Here is a 16,023-nt window from a genome sequence, read left to right on the forward strand (position 1 = left end):
GGGGTCATCGAACCACCGGGATGGCACTCGCGCCCCCGGTACTACGTCAGCAGGGCGTCCGGCCACCCGCCGCCGGACTCGGCGACGATCTCGTCGAGGGTCTGCGCCGGGCGGACGGTCGTGAAGACCACCTCCGCGCCGGCCGTCCCCTCGCCCGTGACGGTGAAGCCGTGCACGGAGGGCCGGGGAAGGCTGTTGTACGCGTAGTGATGGGCGAAGTAGTACGCGCCGGTGTCCGGCACGGCGACCACGTCACCCGGGCGGAGCAGCGGCAGGGTGCGGGCGGTGACCAGCAGATCACCGGCGAAGCAGGCGGGTCCGGCCACGTCCTGGACGGTCTCCTCGCCGGTGCTGGGCCGCCCTCCGGCGTCGTAGGCGAGGACGCGCAGCGGCCAGGACTCCGGGGCGTACACCGTCCGGGTGGCCACCTGGACCCCCGCGTGGGTGACGGCGATGGGACGGGAGCCGGAGGTCTTGGTGTACTCGACGCGGGTCAGGATCGTGCCGTGCTTGGCGAGCAGGGAGCGGCCGAACTCGGTGACCAGGGCGTAGCGCCCGTCGAACAGCCCCGGAACGGTCGAGGCGAGCAGTTCCGCGTAGGCGGCGTACGTCGGGGTCTCCTCGTCGGAGGCGAAGTTCACCGGCAGCCCGCCGCCGATGTCGATCGTGTCGATCTGCCGGCGTCCGGCCTTGGTGTCGATCTCCTCGGCGAGGACGTAGGCCGCCTTGACGCCCTCGGCCATCAGGGTCGGCGGCACCCCCTGGGAGCCGGAGTGGGTGTGCAGCCGGCGGAGCCAGGGGCGGTCGAGGAAGAGCCGGACGACGGCCTCCCGCGCTCCCGGGTCGCGCAGGGCGACGCCGAACTTCGAGGTCCCGGTCGCGGTCGAGAGAGCGCCGATCGCACCGGCTCCCAGCTGCGGGTTCACCCGCAGTCCCAGAGGGCTCGCGGTCGGCGCCCCGGCGACCAGGGCGTCGATCCTGGCGAGTTCCTGGAGGTTGTCGGCGTTGACGGCGATCCCGAGGGCCAGCGCCCGGCGCAGTTCCTCGTGGGTCTTCGCGGGGGAGTCGAGCACGGTGCGGTCCGGCGGGACTCCGGCCGCGCGGGCCAGTGCCAGTTCGCCGGGGCTGGCGACCTCGGCTCCGAGTCCGCACGCGTCCAGCAGCCGCAGGACCGGCACGAGGGGAGCGGCCTTGACGGCGAAGGCGTGCAGTACCCGGGTGTCGGTCACCGCGGCGAAGGCGGCGGTGAGGGCGGCGGCGGACGCGCGGATGCCGGCCGTGTCGAGGAGCGCCACGACCGGCTCGGCGGCGGACAGGAGTCCTTGTGCGACGGCCGCGCGGACGGCCTGATCGCGACGATCGGAAGCCATGTCCTCCATCCCAGCACCGCGACGCGTGCCCCGCACTGTTGACTACAAGTATTCAGCAGTCCAGGATGTGAATATCTACTTCACATGAGCGTGATCGCCCGCATGGGGTGTGATCGTCTCGGAGTTGTGCCGGAGGAGGCATTCCCATGTCAGGACCCCGCCCCGTACGGGCAGCGCGCGGTACGGAACTGAGCGCCCTGGGATGGCAGCAGGAGGCCGCCCTCCGGATGCTGCAGAACAACCTCGACCCCGAGGTCGCCGAGCACCCCGACAAGCTCGTGGTCTACGGCGGCACCGGCAAGGCGGCCCGCGACTGGCGCTCCTACGACGCGATGGTGCGCACCCTGCGGACGCTGAAGCAGGACGAGACGATGCTCGTCCAGTCGGGCCGCCCCGTCGGCGTCATGCAGACCCACGAATGGGCGCCGCGCGTGCTCATCGCCAACTCCAACCTGGTCGGCGACTGGGCGAACTGGGAGGAGTTCCGCCGCCTGGAGCAGCTCGGACTCACCATGTACGGCCAGATGACGGCCGGTTCGTGGATCTACATCGGCACCCAGGGCATCCTCCAGGGCACCTACGAGACCTTCGCCGCAGTCGCCGCGAAGAAGTTCGGCGGGACCCTCGCGGGCACCATCACCCTGACCGCCGGCCTCGGCGGCATGGGCGGCGCCCAGCCGCTCGCCGTCACCATGAACGACGGCGTCGCGATCTGCGTCGACGTCGACCCCCGCGCCATCGAGCGCCGCATCGAGCACCGCTACCTGGACGTGAGGGCCGACGACCTCGCCCACGCCCTCCGGCTGGCGGTCGAGGCCCGCGACGCCCGCCGCCCGCTCTCCATCGGTCTGCTCGGCAACGCCGCCGAACTGCTCCCGCGGATGCTCGCCGAGGGCGCCCCGGTCGACATCGTGACCGACCAGACCTCGGCCCACGACCCGCTCTCGTACCTCCCGGTCGGCGTCGACTTCGACGACATGGCGACATACGCGGCGAAGGACCCGGCCGGCTTCACCACCCGCGCCCGCGAGTCGATGGCCCGGCACGTCGAGGCCATGGTCGGCTTCATGGACGCCGGCGCCGAGGTCTTCGACTACGGCAACTCCATCCGCGGCGAGGCGCAGCTGGCCGGCTACGACCGCGCCTTCGCCTTCCCCGGCTTCGTGCCGGCGTACATCCGGCCGCTGTTCTGCGAGGGCAAGGGCCCGTTCCGCTGGGCGGCGCTCTCGGGCGAACCCTCCGACATCGCCAAGACCGACCGGGCGATGCTGGAGCTCTTCCCGGAGAACGAGTCCCTCCACCGCTGGATCAAGCTGGCCGGCGAGCGGGTCCACTTCCAGGGCCTGCCGGCCCGGATCTGCTGGCTGGGCTACGGCGAGCGGGACAAGGCCGGCGAGCGCTTCAACGACATGGTCGCGAGCGGCGAGCTGGCCGCGCCGCTGGCGATCGGCCGCGACCACCTCGACTGCGGCTCGGTGGCCTCGCCCTACCGCGAGACCGAGGCCATGCTCGACGGCTCCGACGCGATCGCCGACTGGCCGCTGCTGAACGCCATGGTCAACGTCGCCTCCGGCGCCTCGTGGGTCTCGCTGCACCACGGCGGCGGCGTCGGCATGGGCCGCTCCCTCCACGCGGGCCAGGTGACGGTCGCCGACGGCACCCCGCTGGCCGGCGAGAAGATCCGCCGCGTCCTGACGAACGACCCGGGCATGGGCGTCATCCGACACGTCGACGCGGGGTACGACATCGCCGAGGAGGTCGCGGAAGAGAAGGACGTCCGCGTCCCGATGCGCGAGGACGGCCTCGCGTGAGCGACTCCTTCCACGCCATGTGGCGGTCGCTGCGGCCCATCGGCCGCAGCGCCGCCTCGGGCGGCTACCGCCGCTACGCCTGGACCGAGGCCGACGCCGACTGCCGGCTCTGGTTCCGCATGCAGGCCGAGGCCCGCCGCCTGGACTACGAGGTCGACCGGAACGGCAACCAGTGGGCCTGGCTCGGCGACCCCACCGCAGGCGACGCCGTCGTCACCGGCTCCCACCTGGACTCCGTACCCGACGGCGGAGCCTTCGACGGCCCGCTCGGCGTCGTGTCCTCCTTCGCCGCGCTCGACGAACTCCGCTCCCGCGAGGTCCGCTTCACCCGCCCGCTCGCCATCGTCAACTTCGGCGACGAGGAGGGCGCCCGCTTCGGTCTCGCCTGCGTCGGCTCCCGGCTCACCGCCGGGCAGCTGACCAAGGAGAACGCCTTCGCACTGCGCGACGGCGACGGCACCAGTCTGCCGCGTGCGATGGAGGCGGCAGGCTACGACCCCGAGACCATCGGGCCCGACCCCGAGCGCCTCGCCCGGATCGGCGCCTTCGTCGAACTCCACGTCGAACAGGGCCGCGCCCTGGACCTGTCCGGGGATGCCGTCGGCCTCGCCTCCGCGATCTGGCCGCACGGCCGCTGGCGGTACGACTTCGCCGGTGAGGCCAACCACGCCGGCACCACCCGCCTCGTCGACCGCCGCGACCCCATGCTCGGTTACGCGGAGACCGTTCTCGCCGCCCGGCGCGAGGCCGAACTCGCGGGCGCCGTGGCCACCTTCGGCAAGATCGCGGTCGAACCCAACGGCGTCAACGCCATCCCGTCCCTGGTCCGCGGCTGGCTCGACGCCCGAGCCGCCGACCAGGAGTCGCTCGACACGGTGATCGCCGGCATCGAGAGCGCCTCCCGCGCCCACGCCGCCCGGCACGGCGTCGACCTCACCGTCGTCCGGGAGTCCTTCACCCCGGTCGTCGAGTTCGCCCACGCGCTGCGCGACGAGATGGCGGCCATCCTCGGGGAGAAGACCCCGGTCCTCGGCACGGGTGCGGGACACGACGCCGGAATCCTCTCCGGTTCGATCCCGACCGCCATGTTGTTCGTACGGAACCCCACCGGCGTCTCGCACTCTCCGGCCGAGTCCGCGGCCGAGGACGACTGCGTGGCCGGCGTCCTCGCACTCGCCGACGTACTGGAAGGGCTGGCGTGCAGCTGACGACCTACTGGGCGGAGTACGCCTGGCTCGACCAGCGGGTCGAGCCAGGCGTGGCCCTCGACGTGGCGGCCGGCCGGCTCGCAGCCGTGCGCACGGGGGTCGCGGAGCCCCCGCCGGGCGCCGTCGTCCTGCGCGGCCTGACCCTCCCCGGCCTCGCCAACGCCCACTCGCACGCCTTCCACCGCGCCCTGCGCGGCACGGTCCAGGTCGGCTCGGGCACCTTCTGGACCTGGCGCGACGTGATGTACGGCGTCGCCTCCCGGCTGACCCCGGACACGTACCACGCGCTCGCCCGGGCGGTGTACGCCGAGATGGCGCTGGCCGGCATCACGGCCGTGGGCGAGTTCCACTACCTCCACCACGCTCCCGACGGCACTCCCTACACCGACCCCAACGCGATGGGCGAGGCGCTGATCGCGGCGGCGGCCGAGGCCGGTATCCGGATCACCCTCCTCGACACGGCCTACCTCTCCTCGGGCTTCGGAGCCGCCCCCGAGCGGCACCAGCTCCGCTTCTCGGACGGGACCGCGGACGCCTGGGCGCGGCGGGTCTCGCTGCTCGATGAGCACCGCACCGGCGGGGACGAGTCCGCCGTACGCGTCGGCGCGGCGATCCACTCCGTACGGGCCGTCCCCGCGGACCAGTTGGCCACGGTCGCCTCCTGGGCGGCCGAGCGCGGTGCCCCGCTGCACGTCCACCTCTCCGAGCAGACGGCGGAGAACGACGCCTGCCTCGCCGCCCACGGACGCACCCCGACCCAGCTCCTCGCCGACCACGGGGTGCTCGGCCCCCGGACGACCGGCGTCCACAGCACCCACCTCACGGACACCGACATCGCGCTGATCGGGTCGTCGGCCACCGGCACCTGTATGTGCCCCACGACGGAACGCGACCTCGCGGACGGTATCGGCCCGGCCGTCGCCCTCCAGCGGGCCGGCTCCCCCCTGTCGCTCGGCAGCGACAGCCACGCCGTCGTCGACCTGCTGGAGGAGGCCCGCGCGATGGAACTGAACGAACGCCTCCGCACCCGGACCCGCGGCCACTGGACGGCCGCCGCCCTGCTGACGGCCGCCACCGCCGACGGTCACGACGCGCTCGGCCGGCCCGACGCGGGCCGCATCGAGGCCGGAGCGCTCGCCGACCTGACGACGATCTCGCTGGACTCGGTCAGGACAGCGGGAGCGCTGCCGCGTCTGGCAGCCGAGACGGTGGTATTCGCAGCGTCGGCGCCGGACGTCCGGCACACGGTCGTGGGCGGCCGTCACGTCGTACGGGACGGGGCCCACCGGTCCGTACCGGACGTGCCCCGGGCCCTCGCGGACTCGATCGCCGCCCTGCGCGGCTGAAGGAGACAGCTCTGACCATGAACGGCCCCGTGGCAACGAACAGTCCGGTGGCGACCTCCGCCCCCGCCCACGCGAAGAGCACCGTGGCGACGCCCGCCACGGCCATCGTCAACATCGCGAGTCTGGTCACCAACGATCCCTCCCTCGGTGATGGAACGCCCCTGGGCCTGATCCAGGACGCGGCCGTCGTCATCGAAGGCGACCGTGTCGTCTGGGTCGGTGGATCCAGCAAAGCACCGGCCACTGACAACCGGGTCGACGCGGCCGGCCGGGCGGTGATCCCCGGATTCGTCGACTCCCACTCGCACCTGGTGTTCGCCGGCGACCGCACGGCCGAGTTCAACGCCCGGATGTCGGGCCAGGCGTACGCGGCCGGCGGCATCCGCACCACGGTCGCCGCGACCCGGGCGGCCTCGGACGCGGACCTGGAACGCAACGTCACCCGCTACCTGGCGGAGGCCCTGCGCCAGGGGACGACCACCTTCGAGACCAAGTCCGGCTACGGCCTCACGGTCGAGCACGAGGCACGCGCTCTGCGGATCGCCGCCGCCCACACCGACGAGGTGACCTACCTCGGCGCCCACATCGTCTCGCCGGACTACGCCGACGATCCGGCCGGATACGTGGCCCTGGTCACCGGTGAGATGCTCGACGCCTGCGCTCCGTACGCCCGTTGGATCGACGTGTTCTGCGAGAAGGGCGCCTTCGACGGGGACCAGGCCCGCGCGGTCCTGGCCGCGGGCAAGGCGAAGGGCCTGCACCCCCGGGTGCACGCCAACCAGCTCTCCTACGGCCCCGGTGTCCAGCTCGCCGTGGAACTGGACGCGGCGAGCGCCGATCACTGCACACACCTGACCGACGCGGACGTCGACGCGCTGGCCGACTCCGCGACCGTGGCCACGCTGCTGCCCGGCGCCGAGTTCTCCACCCGCGCCGCGTGGCCGGACGCCCGCCGCCTCCTGGACGCGGGCGTGACGGTGGCCCTGTCCACCGACTGCAACCCGGGCTCGTCGTTCACCTCCTCCGTCCCGTTCTGCGTCGCGCTGGCGGTACGGGACATGCGGATGACCCCGGACGAGGCCGTCTGGTCCGCCACCGCGGGCGGTGCGGCGGCACTCCGCCGTACCGACGTCGGCCGGCTGTCACCGGGCGCGTACGCGGACCTCACCGTCCTGGACGCTCCGTCGCACGTCCATCTGGCCTACCGGCCGGGCGTGCCCCTGGTGGACCAGGTCTGGCGCCGCGGCGTCCGCGCGGTCTGAACGGGACGCCCCGGGCCCGGGACGGTCAGCGGTGCCCCAGGACGTTCACCACCCGGCCCGCGGGGTCCCGCACGAAGAACCGCCGCACACCCCACTCCTCGTCACGGAGCGGGTGGACGATCTCGGCGCCGCGAGCGCGCAGCAGCGCGTACGCGGCGTCGACGTCGTCCACCTCCACGCTGAGATCCGGGTCGACGGGCGCCGTCCGGTCGCCGCTCATGAGACTGATCTGAGCGGTGGGCGCCTCGGGCGGGGCGAGGGTCACGATCCAGCCGTGGTCCATGACCGGCCGGAACCCCAGCAGTCCGTAGAACTCGGCGCTCGCGGGGAGGTCTTCGCTCCGGAGGTTGGGGACGACGCGTCGGACGGTCATGGCGTACTCCTGGCGGGGGAAGGGAAGGGAAGGGGAGGCGGATGCCGATAGGCCCCACTCTGCCGCCGCTCGCGTGACGTGCCGGCCGTTTTCCCCGGAACTCCCGGCCGCGCCCCCCCCCGCGCGTGTGCCGGAGGGGGGGGGGGACCGGGCCCGATGCCTCCGGGGGCCGCGCGCCGTGTCCGTCCGCACGGAAGGGCCCGTCCGCGCGGACGGGCCCTTTCCCGTGTCCTTCGGTGGCGGCCGGGGCAGGACGGTGCCCGGTCCGCCCGGGGTCATTCCTCCAGGGTCAGACCCTTGCGCAGCCTGCCGAGGGTGCGGGTGAGCAGGCGGGAGACGTGCATCTGCGAGATGCCGAGTTCCTCACCGATCTCGGACTGGGTCCGGCCGGCGACGAAGCGGAGCGAGAGGATGCGCCGCTCACGCGCGGGCAGCGCGGCGATCATCGGCTTGAGGGACTCGACGTACTCGACGCCCTCGATGGCGTGGTCCTCGTAACCGATCCGGTCGGCGAGCGCGCCCTCGCTGTCGTCCTCGTCCGCCTGGGCGTCCAGCGAGCTCGCCGTGTAGGCGTTGCCCGCCGTCATGCCCTCGACGATCTCCTCGCGGCTGAGGCCGAGCTCCTGGGCGAGTTCTCCGACGGTGGGCGCGCGGTCGAGCTTCTGGGCCAGCTCGTCGCCGGCCTTCGCGAGGTCGAGGCGGAGTTCCTGGAGCCTTCGCGGGACGCGCACGGACCACGAGGTGTCGCGGAAGAAGCGCTTGATCTCGCCGACGATCGTCGGCATCGCGAAGGTGGGGAACTCGACGCCCCGGGAGAGCTCGAAACGGTCGATGGCCTTGATCAGGCCGATCGTGCCCACCTGGACGATGTCCTCCATCGGTTCGCTGCGGGTGCGGTACCGGGAGGCGGCGAACTTCACCAGGGCGAGGTTGAGTTCGACCAGGGTGTTGCGGACGTAGGCGTACTCGTGGGTGCCCTCCTCAAGCGTGTCGAGGCGGGCGAAGAGGGTCTTGGAGAGGGCCCGCGCGTTGACGGGTCCGACCTCGTCGAAGGGCGGGATCTCGGGCAGGTCCTCGGGAAGGCCGAGAGCGGGGGCCGGAGTTGCTGCCGACGGCGCGTCGGGGGTACGCGTGGCGTCGAGCCGGGGTGACATGGTCTCCTCCATCAGTTCGTCTCGCTGCGGTTTGCGGCGCCTCCAAAGCCGGCCGTGTCGGATGTTCCTTACTAGCCCTACCCGCTCGACAGGGTCGGTCGCAAGTGCCAATTGTCTGATTTGTATGACTATGTGGCGGAGTTCGGGTACCGTAGAGGGCTTTGAACTTGTATGGTTCTTCGCACGTCAACGGGCATCCGCGACAGCGAGAAGAGGCACGGACATGGACCGCCAGAGCGTCGGCAGCGCGCAGCCGGGACGGCTGCGGGTCGAGGTCCGGACCGAGGGGGTGAGCGAGATCCTGACGCCGGTGGGTGAGCTCGATCACCACACCGCCGAACTGTTGAGTACGCCACTCGACAGGGCGCTCGCCGCCGGTCGCTCACGGCTCGTGGTCGACTGCTCACGGCTCGACTTCTGCGACTCCACCGGGCTCAACGTGCTCCTCGGGGCCCGCCTGAAGGCCGAAGCCGCGGGGGGCAGCGTCCACCTGGCCGGGATGCGGCCGGTCGTCGCCCGGGTCTTCGAGATCACCGGTGCGGATGTCGTCTTCACCGTGCACGACTCGCTCGCGGCGGCCCTCCCCGGTTGAGCGGGTGTTTTCAGGAAGAGATCGGGCAGGAGAGCCCCGATCGGGTGCGTTGTCGGTGATATCGGTCGAATCGGTGAGGTGAAGCGCTGATGGACACTGCCGCTGGGGGCAGGAAGGTCGAGGACGTCGTGGGCCCGGTCGCGGGCACCGCCGCCGATCTCGACGTACGGACGCTCGCGCTCGGCGCGACCAGCGGCACCGTCCCGCTCGCCCGTGACTTCACGCGGTCCGCCCTCTACACGTGGGGCTGGCTGCCGGCCGTCACCGCGGACGCGCGCGCCGCCGCCGAGGACGTCCTGCTCGTCGTCTCCGAGCTCGTCACCAACGCCTGCCTGCACGCCGGCGGCCCCGAGGAGCTGCGCGTCCGGCGCCGCCCCAAGGTGCTGCGCCTGGAGGTCACCGACCGCGGGGCCGGTCAGCCCGCGCCCCGTTCCCCGCAGCGGGTGGGGCGCCCCGGCGGCCACGGCATGTTCATCGTGCAGCGGCTCTGCCTCGACTGGGGCATCCAGCGCACCCCGGGAGCCCCCGGGAAGACCGTCTGGGCCGAACTGGCCGCTCCCGCGTAGACGCGGCGGGAAGCGGCCGGGTGGCGGGCCCCGGCACTGCCGGACGACCCGCCATCGGGGCTCCCTCAGAAGTGTCGCGGCGCGCCGATGAGCGGCGTGCGTACCGGGGTGGCCACCCCGATGAAGACCACCATCTCGTGGCCCCCCGGGTTGGTCTGCACGGGAACGGTCCGCCAGTTGTTGGCCAGCCACACGTTGCCGGAGGGGTCCACCTGGATTCCCGTGTTCCGGTCGAGCCCGTCGCTGGTGTAACCGGTGTCGGCCGGCGAGATCGGATCGCCGGTCCGCACACCGGGCGGGCAGGCCGACGTCCTGGCGCCGCAGAGGTGGGCGATGCGATGCCCTCCGAAGTTGGCCACCCAGACGTTGTCACTGCCGTCGACGGCGATGCCCCACGGCAGGAAGAGGCCGTCGTTGACGAACGGCCGGGCCGGCGTCGTGCCGTCGGAGCGGATCATGGTCACCGAGGCGTCGACGTGCCGGGTGACGATCTGCGCCACCGCCTCCGCCAGCATCGCCGGCGTGGTCCCCTCGCAGGGAGCCACCACCGCACCGCCGTTGGACACCCAGACGTTGCCGAGGCTGTCGGTGGCGACGCCCATCGGACGCTTGATGCCGCCGCCGCTGACCGTGCGCCGGGGTTCGCCCGTCGGGGACAGCATCGTCACGTTGTCGCTGCCGTTCCCGGTGACCCAGGCCCGGCCCGAGGTGTCGACGGCGATGCCGAACGGTTTGACCAGCGAGTCGCCGCCCGGGGCGATGTTCCGGGCCCCCTCGGGCCGGCCGTGCGGAATGCGCGTGACGCTGCGGCCACCGCAGTTGGCCACCCAGACGTTGCCCCGCCGGTCCGTGGCGAGTCCCTGAGGCTGGAGGATGTCGCCCTGCCGCCAGCCGCGCCGCGGCGAGAGGGCCCGGCCGTCCGGGGCGAACTGGGACACGCTGCGGTAGAGGCGGTCCGCGTCCAGCGCGCACCCGGTGCCCTGGAAGCCGAAGTTGCCGACCCAGACGCTTCCGCGGGGGTCCTGCGCGATGCCGAAGCCCGCCCCGTAGAGCCCCCCGCCACTGAAGGGCGCCCCGGGGGCGCTCCGGCCGGTGGGGGTGAGTTTCGAGAGGACGCGTGAGCCGCAGGCGGTGTTCCGCGGGTCCGGATCGTACACGTAGTTGTTGGGGATCCAGGCGTTGCCCTGGGCGTCGAACGCGATGTTGCCGGGACCGTCCAGTTCGTGGCCGTTGCCGACGTACCGCAGCGCGATGGTCCACGCGTCGGGAGCCGACCTCAGCGCCGGCCGGTAGCGCGGCGCGGCGGACGACAGCGCGAACAGGGCCGCCACGTCGTGCCCGGGGGCGCGGGCGATGTCCGCCGCCGCCTGGAAGGTGTCCCGTGGCGCGGGCTGTCCGGGGCGCCGGGCCAGCCGGAACAGCTCGTCGCAGGTCCGGCCCTCGGTACAGCCCGCCAGGATGTCGGACAGAGTGTTGAACGTGCGCAGTGCCGAGGTCCGGTCCCCGTTCGGGGGGGTGGACAGGGTCTTGGCGACCTTCCCGGTCGTGATGTCGGCCAGGTTGTGCGCGACGGCGGCGGCGTTCTGCAGCCCGGGGTGGGGCCCGGACACCTCCGCGCCCTCGGTGAACTGCGCCAGCGCGAAGCCGGCCGCCACCGTGGTCCGCTCGTTGAGCACCACCTTCCCGGCCCCGCCGCGGTGCTCGCGCGCCGTGCCGAGCACGGTCACCAGGCGGACCGGCGGCGTCCGGTGCGCGCCCGTGCCGCGGCGCGGGGGGCGTCCGGAGTCGGCGGTCAGGTACAGCACGGCCGACGGGTCGTCCGGGCGCCGGTACGCGACGTGGAAGCGGCCCCGGCCGTCGCTGCGGGTCCGGGCGAGGCGCCGGGGGGCGGAGCCCTTCTCGTCGCCCGCCTGGTAGACGCTCACCTCGGCCGACGGGACCGGGGTGTCTCCGCTCAGCACGGTTCCGCTCTGTCCGGTCATGCCGTGGCCGGGCGGGTCGCCGGTCACTTCCGCCAGGGAGGAACCCGCCGACAGGGACATCAGGGCGGCTACGGCCACGAGGGTGAGGGTGCGACGGCGCACGGCTACTCCGTTTCTCGCGCGGGGGCGGGCCGCCCCGTCCGCCGTGGCGGCCCTCGGCTCCGCAAGGAACCCTCATGTTTCCGGCGTCGCGTCGGCGCGGGACCGCGCGACGCGGACCGGCGTCCCGCGTGCCCCCAACGGGTGACCGGAACAGCGCGTCCGGAGTACGTTCCCGGTCACGTGCTCCGGGCGGCCGGCCCTCCGGCGCGCCTGTCCCGCACTCCGCCCGTCCCTCGGTCTTCCCTCCTCGACGCCCCGGGCGTACCTTGAGCGCCCGATCTGATAAACCGTCAGTAATGTTGCGGTGAGGGGTGCTTGGGGTGCCGTACCGGAGGAGAACGGCTGCCGCGCTGGCAGCGGCGGCGGGCTCGGTGGCGCTGGTCTCCGCGCCCGCCGCACAGGCCGCCGTCGTGGACGTCGACTACGCCTGCGAGACGAAGATCGGGCCCAAGAACGCCGTGTCGCCCGTCGACATCACCGCCGTGCGCAGCGGCGGCGGCTACACGGTCACCATGTCCTTCGAGAAGGGCGTCTCCGACAGCCCCGTCGAGCTGCCCAAGGGCGTCATGACCCCGCGCGCGGAACTCGTCCTGGGCGGCGCGGAACAAGGGAGAGTGAAGGTCACGGGAACGCCGAACACCGCGGCGATACCGCCCGACACCCCTATCGCCATCGGCAGGCTGACGGGCACCTACACACCGAAGAAGAGCGGCAAGGTCACTTTCACGGCCGGTGTGCTCACCGTCCACGCGCTCGGGATGGACGCGGCCGTCTGCACGCCGGGGAACACCCCCGCACCGGCGCTGGAACTCCAGGTGACCGCCCCCGGCGGAGCCTCCCCCGCCCCCGGCGGAGCCTCCGCCGGAACCCAGTCCTCCGCCGGCGGGGAGCTGCCCAGGACCGGCCCGCTCGACTCCGCTCCGGCCCTCGCCACCCTCGGCGGCACCGTGCTGCTGACCGGTGTGGCCGGGGTGCTCTGGCTCACGCGCCGTACGGCGCGCTGATGCGCGGCGCGTGGGCCGGGCTCGGAGCGGCCGTCACGCTGCTGGGAGCGGTGGCGGCGGCCCCCGCCCCGAGATGGAGCGCCGGACCCGCCGAGGGGCGGCCCTACGTCTACCTGGAGGGCGCCGCGGGCAGCGTCCTTCAGGACACCCTGTCCGTGACCAACCCGGGAGCGAAGCCGCTCACGGTCCGGCTGAGCGGCCGGGGCATGCCCGTCGCCTTCGCCGCGCGGACCGTGACCATACCGGCCAGGACCCGCGCCGACGTGCCCTTCGCCGTGACGGTGAGCGCCGCCACCCCGCCCGGCGAGCACACGGGCGCCCTGCTCGCCACGGCCGGCGGGCGGGAGGCCCGGGTGCCGGTGCACCTGCGGGTGAGCGGGCCGAGGCTGGCGGCGCTCACCGTCGAGAACGTGCGGATGGACCGCTCCGGCACGCTGCACTACACGCTCGTCAACCGCGGCAACACCGTCCTGAGGCCGCACCTCGCCGTCAGGGCCGAAGGGGTCTTCGGCACCGTCCTCGACCGGGCCGCCCGCACGGTGCCGGCCACCCTGGGACCCGGCGAACGAGCCACCCGCGCCGAGCCCTGGCCCGATCCGCCCGCTCTCGACTCCGTCACCGTCCGGCTGAGCGCCACGGCCGCCGGCGCCCCGCCCGCGACCGCCGCCGCCGAGGGGATCTTCGTCTCGGGCCCGGCCCTCGCCGCCGCGTCGGCGGCACCGCTCGCGGTGGCGGGCGCCCTCGCATACGCCGTCCGCAGACGCCGGGCCCGGCCGCCCGCGGACCCGGCGGGGGAACACCCGCGGGCGGCGGCGACGGGAGAAGGACGATGACCCGGAGGCCGCACGCCTGCCGGGCCACGGCGGTTGCGGGGCGGTCCGACTCCCCTCGGGGCGTGGCCTTCTGCCTGCTGCTCACCGCGCTGGTCCTGGCCCTCCTCCCCGCCCTCCGGGCGGGCGCCGCGCCCGCGCCCGGACCCACCGTCGCCCTCTCGCGCGGCGAGGGAGGCACCGGTGGGGAGATCACCGTCAGCGGCGCCGGCTGGAAGCCCGGTGCCCTGCTCATGCTGCTGATCTGCGGTCAGGCGGAGCCCGGCAAGGGGGTCATCGGCGGGACCAACTCCTGCGCCAACACCGAGGGCCGGGCCGCCACCGTCGACGCCGAAGGAGCCTTCAGCCGGCGGATGCCGGTCGCCGAACCGCCCCGTCCCTGCCCGTGCGTGGTCCACGTGGCCGGGGTGACGGGCCGGCAGGACGTCGTCGACGTGGCGTTCACCGTCGCGGGCCACCCCGTCGCCCCGCTGCCCGAGGCCACCGGCGACGGCCGGCTCGCCGTGCTCGCCTCGGCACGCCTCGACGGGTCCAGCGGCGTACTCGTCTGGTTCGGCGCTCCCGCAGCGCGGGAGGTCGTCTTCACGGTCGGCAACCTCGGCCGGACCGCCGTGAAGAACCCGGTCTTCCAGGTCGGTACGAGCCACGGCGTCTTCTCGGCGCAGTACGAGGAACGCCGGTGGCGTGGCACCGTCGGACCGGGCGGGAAGGCCCGGATCCGGCTGCCCGTCGAGCTGCCCGCGGGCGCGCACGGCGACTACCGGGTCTCGGTGCGGTACGCGGGCGAGGTCCTCGTCGAACAGCCCTGGGGCGTCGGCCGGCCCTGGGGCGTGACGCTGTTCTGGGTGCTGCTCGCCCTGGTCGTCCCGGCCGCGCTCTTCCGCGCCGGCATGGCGGTGGTGGACCGGACGCGGCCGTCCGGCGACGTCCGTGCCGCCGGCCGACCGCGGCCCGGCCCGGTCCCCGGGCACCGCCGGCGCCGCGCCCGCCTCCACGTCTTCCCCCGCTCCCGCCGGCCCGTCCCCGCGGCGGACGACGCCCCCACCACGGCTCTGCCGTGGTTCGCCCCGGACTCCGCACCGTCGGAGAACAGCCCCACGACGAAGGGACAGGCGTGAACACGCAACGGAGGATGAGCGCGGCGGGAGTCGTGCTGATGCTCGGCGGCGCGGGGATCCTGCCGGCCGCCGGACCCGCCCGGGCCGCCGAGGTCGCCTACGACACCGAGTGCCTTCCGCCGCCCATCTCCGGCCTTCCGCCGGTGCGGGGCACGACGAAGGCACTGATCACCGCGCCGGCGGAGGCGAAGGTCGGCGACGAGGTCGAGATCGTGTGGAAGACGGTCGAGGCCGCGTCCAGGAACCCCGACGTCCTCGACCTGGGCGAGGACACGGTCAAACCCACCGGCACGATCACCCTGGGCGGCGCGGCGAGCGGGACGCTGACCGTGACCGGCCCGCGGCAGAACCCGCCGATCCCGAAGAACAGCCCGATGGTCCTGCCGGACATGAAGGGGAGGCTGAAGCTGGAGAAGGCGGGTGAGATCACGCTGACGCCGGGCGCCTACACGATCAACGTCTCGAAGCCGTTGTCGACGGATACGAAGTGCACGCCGAAGGAGACGCCGGCGGCCGGCGCGACGATCAGGGTCTCGGCGGACGGCGGTTCGTCCGGCGGCACGAGCGCCGCGGGCGGCACGAGTACGTCGGGGGGCTCCGGTTCCTCGGGCGGGACGACCACCTCCGGCGGGACGACCACCTCCGGCGGCTCCACCGGTGGCGGCGGACAGACGGACTTCACCGGGAAGGAGGTCGCGGTCCGTTTCTCCTGCCGGTCACCCGGCCCCGCGACCATCGCCTCCAAGGTGACCGTCGACGCCAGGAGGAACGGCGGCTCCTTCGCCCTGACCGTCAGGACCGCCAAGGGCGTCATGGACAGCCCCGCCCCGCTTCCGGCGGGGGCCCTCAAGCCCAGCATGGCGATCGGGATCGGCGGCGCCGACAGCGGCACCGTGACGGTCACGGGGCCCGCGAACTCCGCCCCGCTGGAGCAGGGCAAGCCGGTCGACCTGCCGGACATGAAGGGCACCTACCGCCCCGGAGCGAGCGGCAGGTCCACCCTCACCCCCGGCGCGCTGACGATCAGCGTCTCGCTCGGCGGCTCGCCGATCGTGATCCCCTGCCGGGTCGAGGGCGTTGTCGAGGCGTCCCTGGAGCTGGACACGACCCGGCAGGAGGGCGGCGCGGCGGGTGGCGGCGGCGCCGCGGCAGGAGGCGGCTCCGGCGGACTCGCGGCCACCGGAGCGGAGGACGAGGGCGCCCTGCGCGCGCTCGCCCTGGTCGCCGGAACGGTGATCCTGCTCGGCGGAGCGGTCTTCACCCTCACCCCGTGGGCGCGCCTGCGGAGGTGAGGCCCGGGAGCGC

Annotated in this window: 14 protein-coding genes; 10 read left to right on the forward strand and 4 right to left on the reverse strand. The window is 73.7% G+C overall.

The features are described from left to right. Positions 1-41: 41 nt before the first annotated feature. Positions 42-1,379, reverse strand: coding sequence for a diaminopimelate decarboxylase (locus OG393_RS19810; protein ID WP_327376006.1), 1,338 nt, complete (start codon positions 1,377-1,379; stop codon positions 42-44). 137 nt (positions 1,380-1,516) lie between these two features. Between OG393_RS19810 and hutU the strand changes: the two genes are divergently transcribed. Genes hutU through hutI form a run of 4 tightly spaced genes read left to right on the forward strand, consistent with a single transcriptional unit; the run spans position 1,517 to position 6,997 of the window. Continuing rightward, positions 1,517-3,181 carry a urocanate hydratase gene (gene hutU, locus OG393_RS19815; RefSeq protein WP_327376007.1) on the forward strand — a complete coding sequence of 555 codons (1,665 nt, stop codon included), beginning with the start codon at positions 1,517-1,519 and terminating at the stop codon, positions 3,179-3,181. Next, entirely contained in the window at positions 3,178-4,389 is a 1,212-nt protein-coding gene (locus OG393_RS19820; RefSeq protein WP_442817331.1) for an allantoate amidohydrolase, read from the forward strand. The genes hutU and OG393_RS19820 overlap by 4 nt, the downstream gene beginning before the upstream one ends. After that, positions 4,380-5,735, forward strand: a complete 1,356-nt coding sequence (locus tag OG393_RS19825; protein WP_327376008.1) for a formimidoylglutamate deiminase — start codon at positions 4,380-4,382, stop codon at positions 5,733-5,735. The genes OG393_RS19820 and OG393_RS19825 overlap by 10 nt, the downstream gene beginning before the upstream one ends. A 17-nt stretch (positions 5,736-5,752) precedes the next feature. Next, a complete protein-coding gene (gene hutI, locus OG393_RS19830) occupies positions 5,753-6,997 on the forward strand; it encodes an imidazolonepropionase (RefSeq protein WP_327376009.1) in 1,245 nt (414 codons plus the stop codon). 25 nt (positions 6,998-7,022) lie between these two features. Here the strand turns inward: hutI and OG393_RS19835 are convergent, their stop codons facing one another. Both OG393_RS19835 and OG393_RS19840 read right to left on the reverse strand, forming a co-directional pair. Then, entirely contained in the window at positions 7,023-7,370 is a 348-nt protein-coding gene (locus tag OG393_RS19835) for a VOC family protein (protein ID WP_327376010.1), read from the reverse strand. A gap of 275 nt (positions 7,371-7,645) precedes the next feature. Then, positions 7,646-8,536: an RNA polymerase sigma factor SigF gene (locus tag OG393_RS19840; protein ID WP_327376011.1), complete on the reverse strand. Its 891-nt coding sequence runs from the start codon at positions 8,534-8,536 to the stop codon at positions 7,646-7,648. Positions 8,537-8,747: 211 nt separating this feature from the next. Here OG393_RS19840 and OG393_RS19845 point away from each other — a divergent pair, with 211 nt between their 5' ends. Both OG393_RS19845 and OG393_RS19850 read left to right on the forward strand, forming a co-directional pair. Beyond that, on the forward strand, positions 8,748-9,116 hold the full coding sequence (locus tag OG393_RS19845) for an STAS domain-containing protein (protein ID WP_327376012.1): 369 nt from the start codon (positions 8,748-8,750) through the stop codon (positions 9,114-9,116). Positions 9,117-9,205: 89 nt separating this feature from the next. Then, positions 9,206-9,682, forward strand: coding sequence for an ATP-binding protein (locus OG393_RS19850; protein ID WP_327376013.1), 477 nt, complete (start codon positions 9,206-9,208; stop codon positions 9,680-9,682). 65 nt (positions 9,683-9,747) lie between these two features. Here the strand turns inward: OG393_RS19850 and OG393_RS19855 are convergent, their stop codons facing one another. Further along, positions 9,748-11,766, reverse strand: coding sequence for an NHL repeat-containing protein (locus OG393_RS19855; RefSeq protein WP_327376014.1), 2,019 nt, complete (start codon positions 11,764-11,766; stop codon positions 9,748-9,750). A 320-nt stretch (positions 11,767-12,086) separates the two neighbouring features. Here OG393_RS19855 and OG393_RS19860 point away from each other — a divergent pair, with 320 nt between their 5' ends. Genes OG393_RS19860 through OG393_RS19875 form a run of 4 tightly spaced genes read left to right on the forward strand, consistent with a single transcriptional unit; the run spans position 12,087 to position 16,010 of the window. Further along, complete coding sequence (locus OG393_RS19860) at positions 12,087-12,770, forward strand: peptidase (RefSeq protein ID WP_327376015.1); 684 nt, start codon at positions 12,087-12,089, stop codon at positions 12,768-12,770. Next, positions 12,770-13,603: a COG1470 family protein gene (locus OG393_RS19865; RefSeq protein ID WP_327376016.1), complete on the forward strand. Its 834-nt coding sequence runs from the start codon at positions 12,770-12,772 to the stop codon at positions 13,601-13,603. The genes OG393_RS19860 and OG393_RS19865 overlap by 1 nt, the downstream gene beginning before the upstream one ends. Then, positions 13,600-14,718, forward strand: a complete 1,119-nt coding sequence (locus tag OG393_RS19870) for a hypothetical protein (RefSeq protein WP_442817332.1) — start codon at positions 13,600-13,602, stop codon at positions 14,716-14,718. Before OG393_RS19865 ends, OG393_RS19870 begins: the two co-directional genes overlap by 4 nt. Before the next feature lie 14 nt (positions 14,719-14,732). Then, complete coding sequence (locus tag OG393_RS19875; protein WP_327376018.1) at positions 14,733-16,010, forward strand: hypothetical protein; 1,278 nt, start codon at positions 14,733-14,735, stop codon at positions 16,008-16,010. The last annotated feature ends 13 nt before the right edge of the window (positions 16,011-16,023 follow it).

Origin of the sequence: Streptomyces sp. NBC_01216 (assembly GCF_035994945.1) — a bacterium.
Classification (GTDB): domain Bacteria; phylum Actinomycetota; class Actinomycetes; order Streptomycetales; family Streptomycetaceae; genus Streptomyces.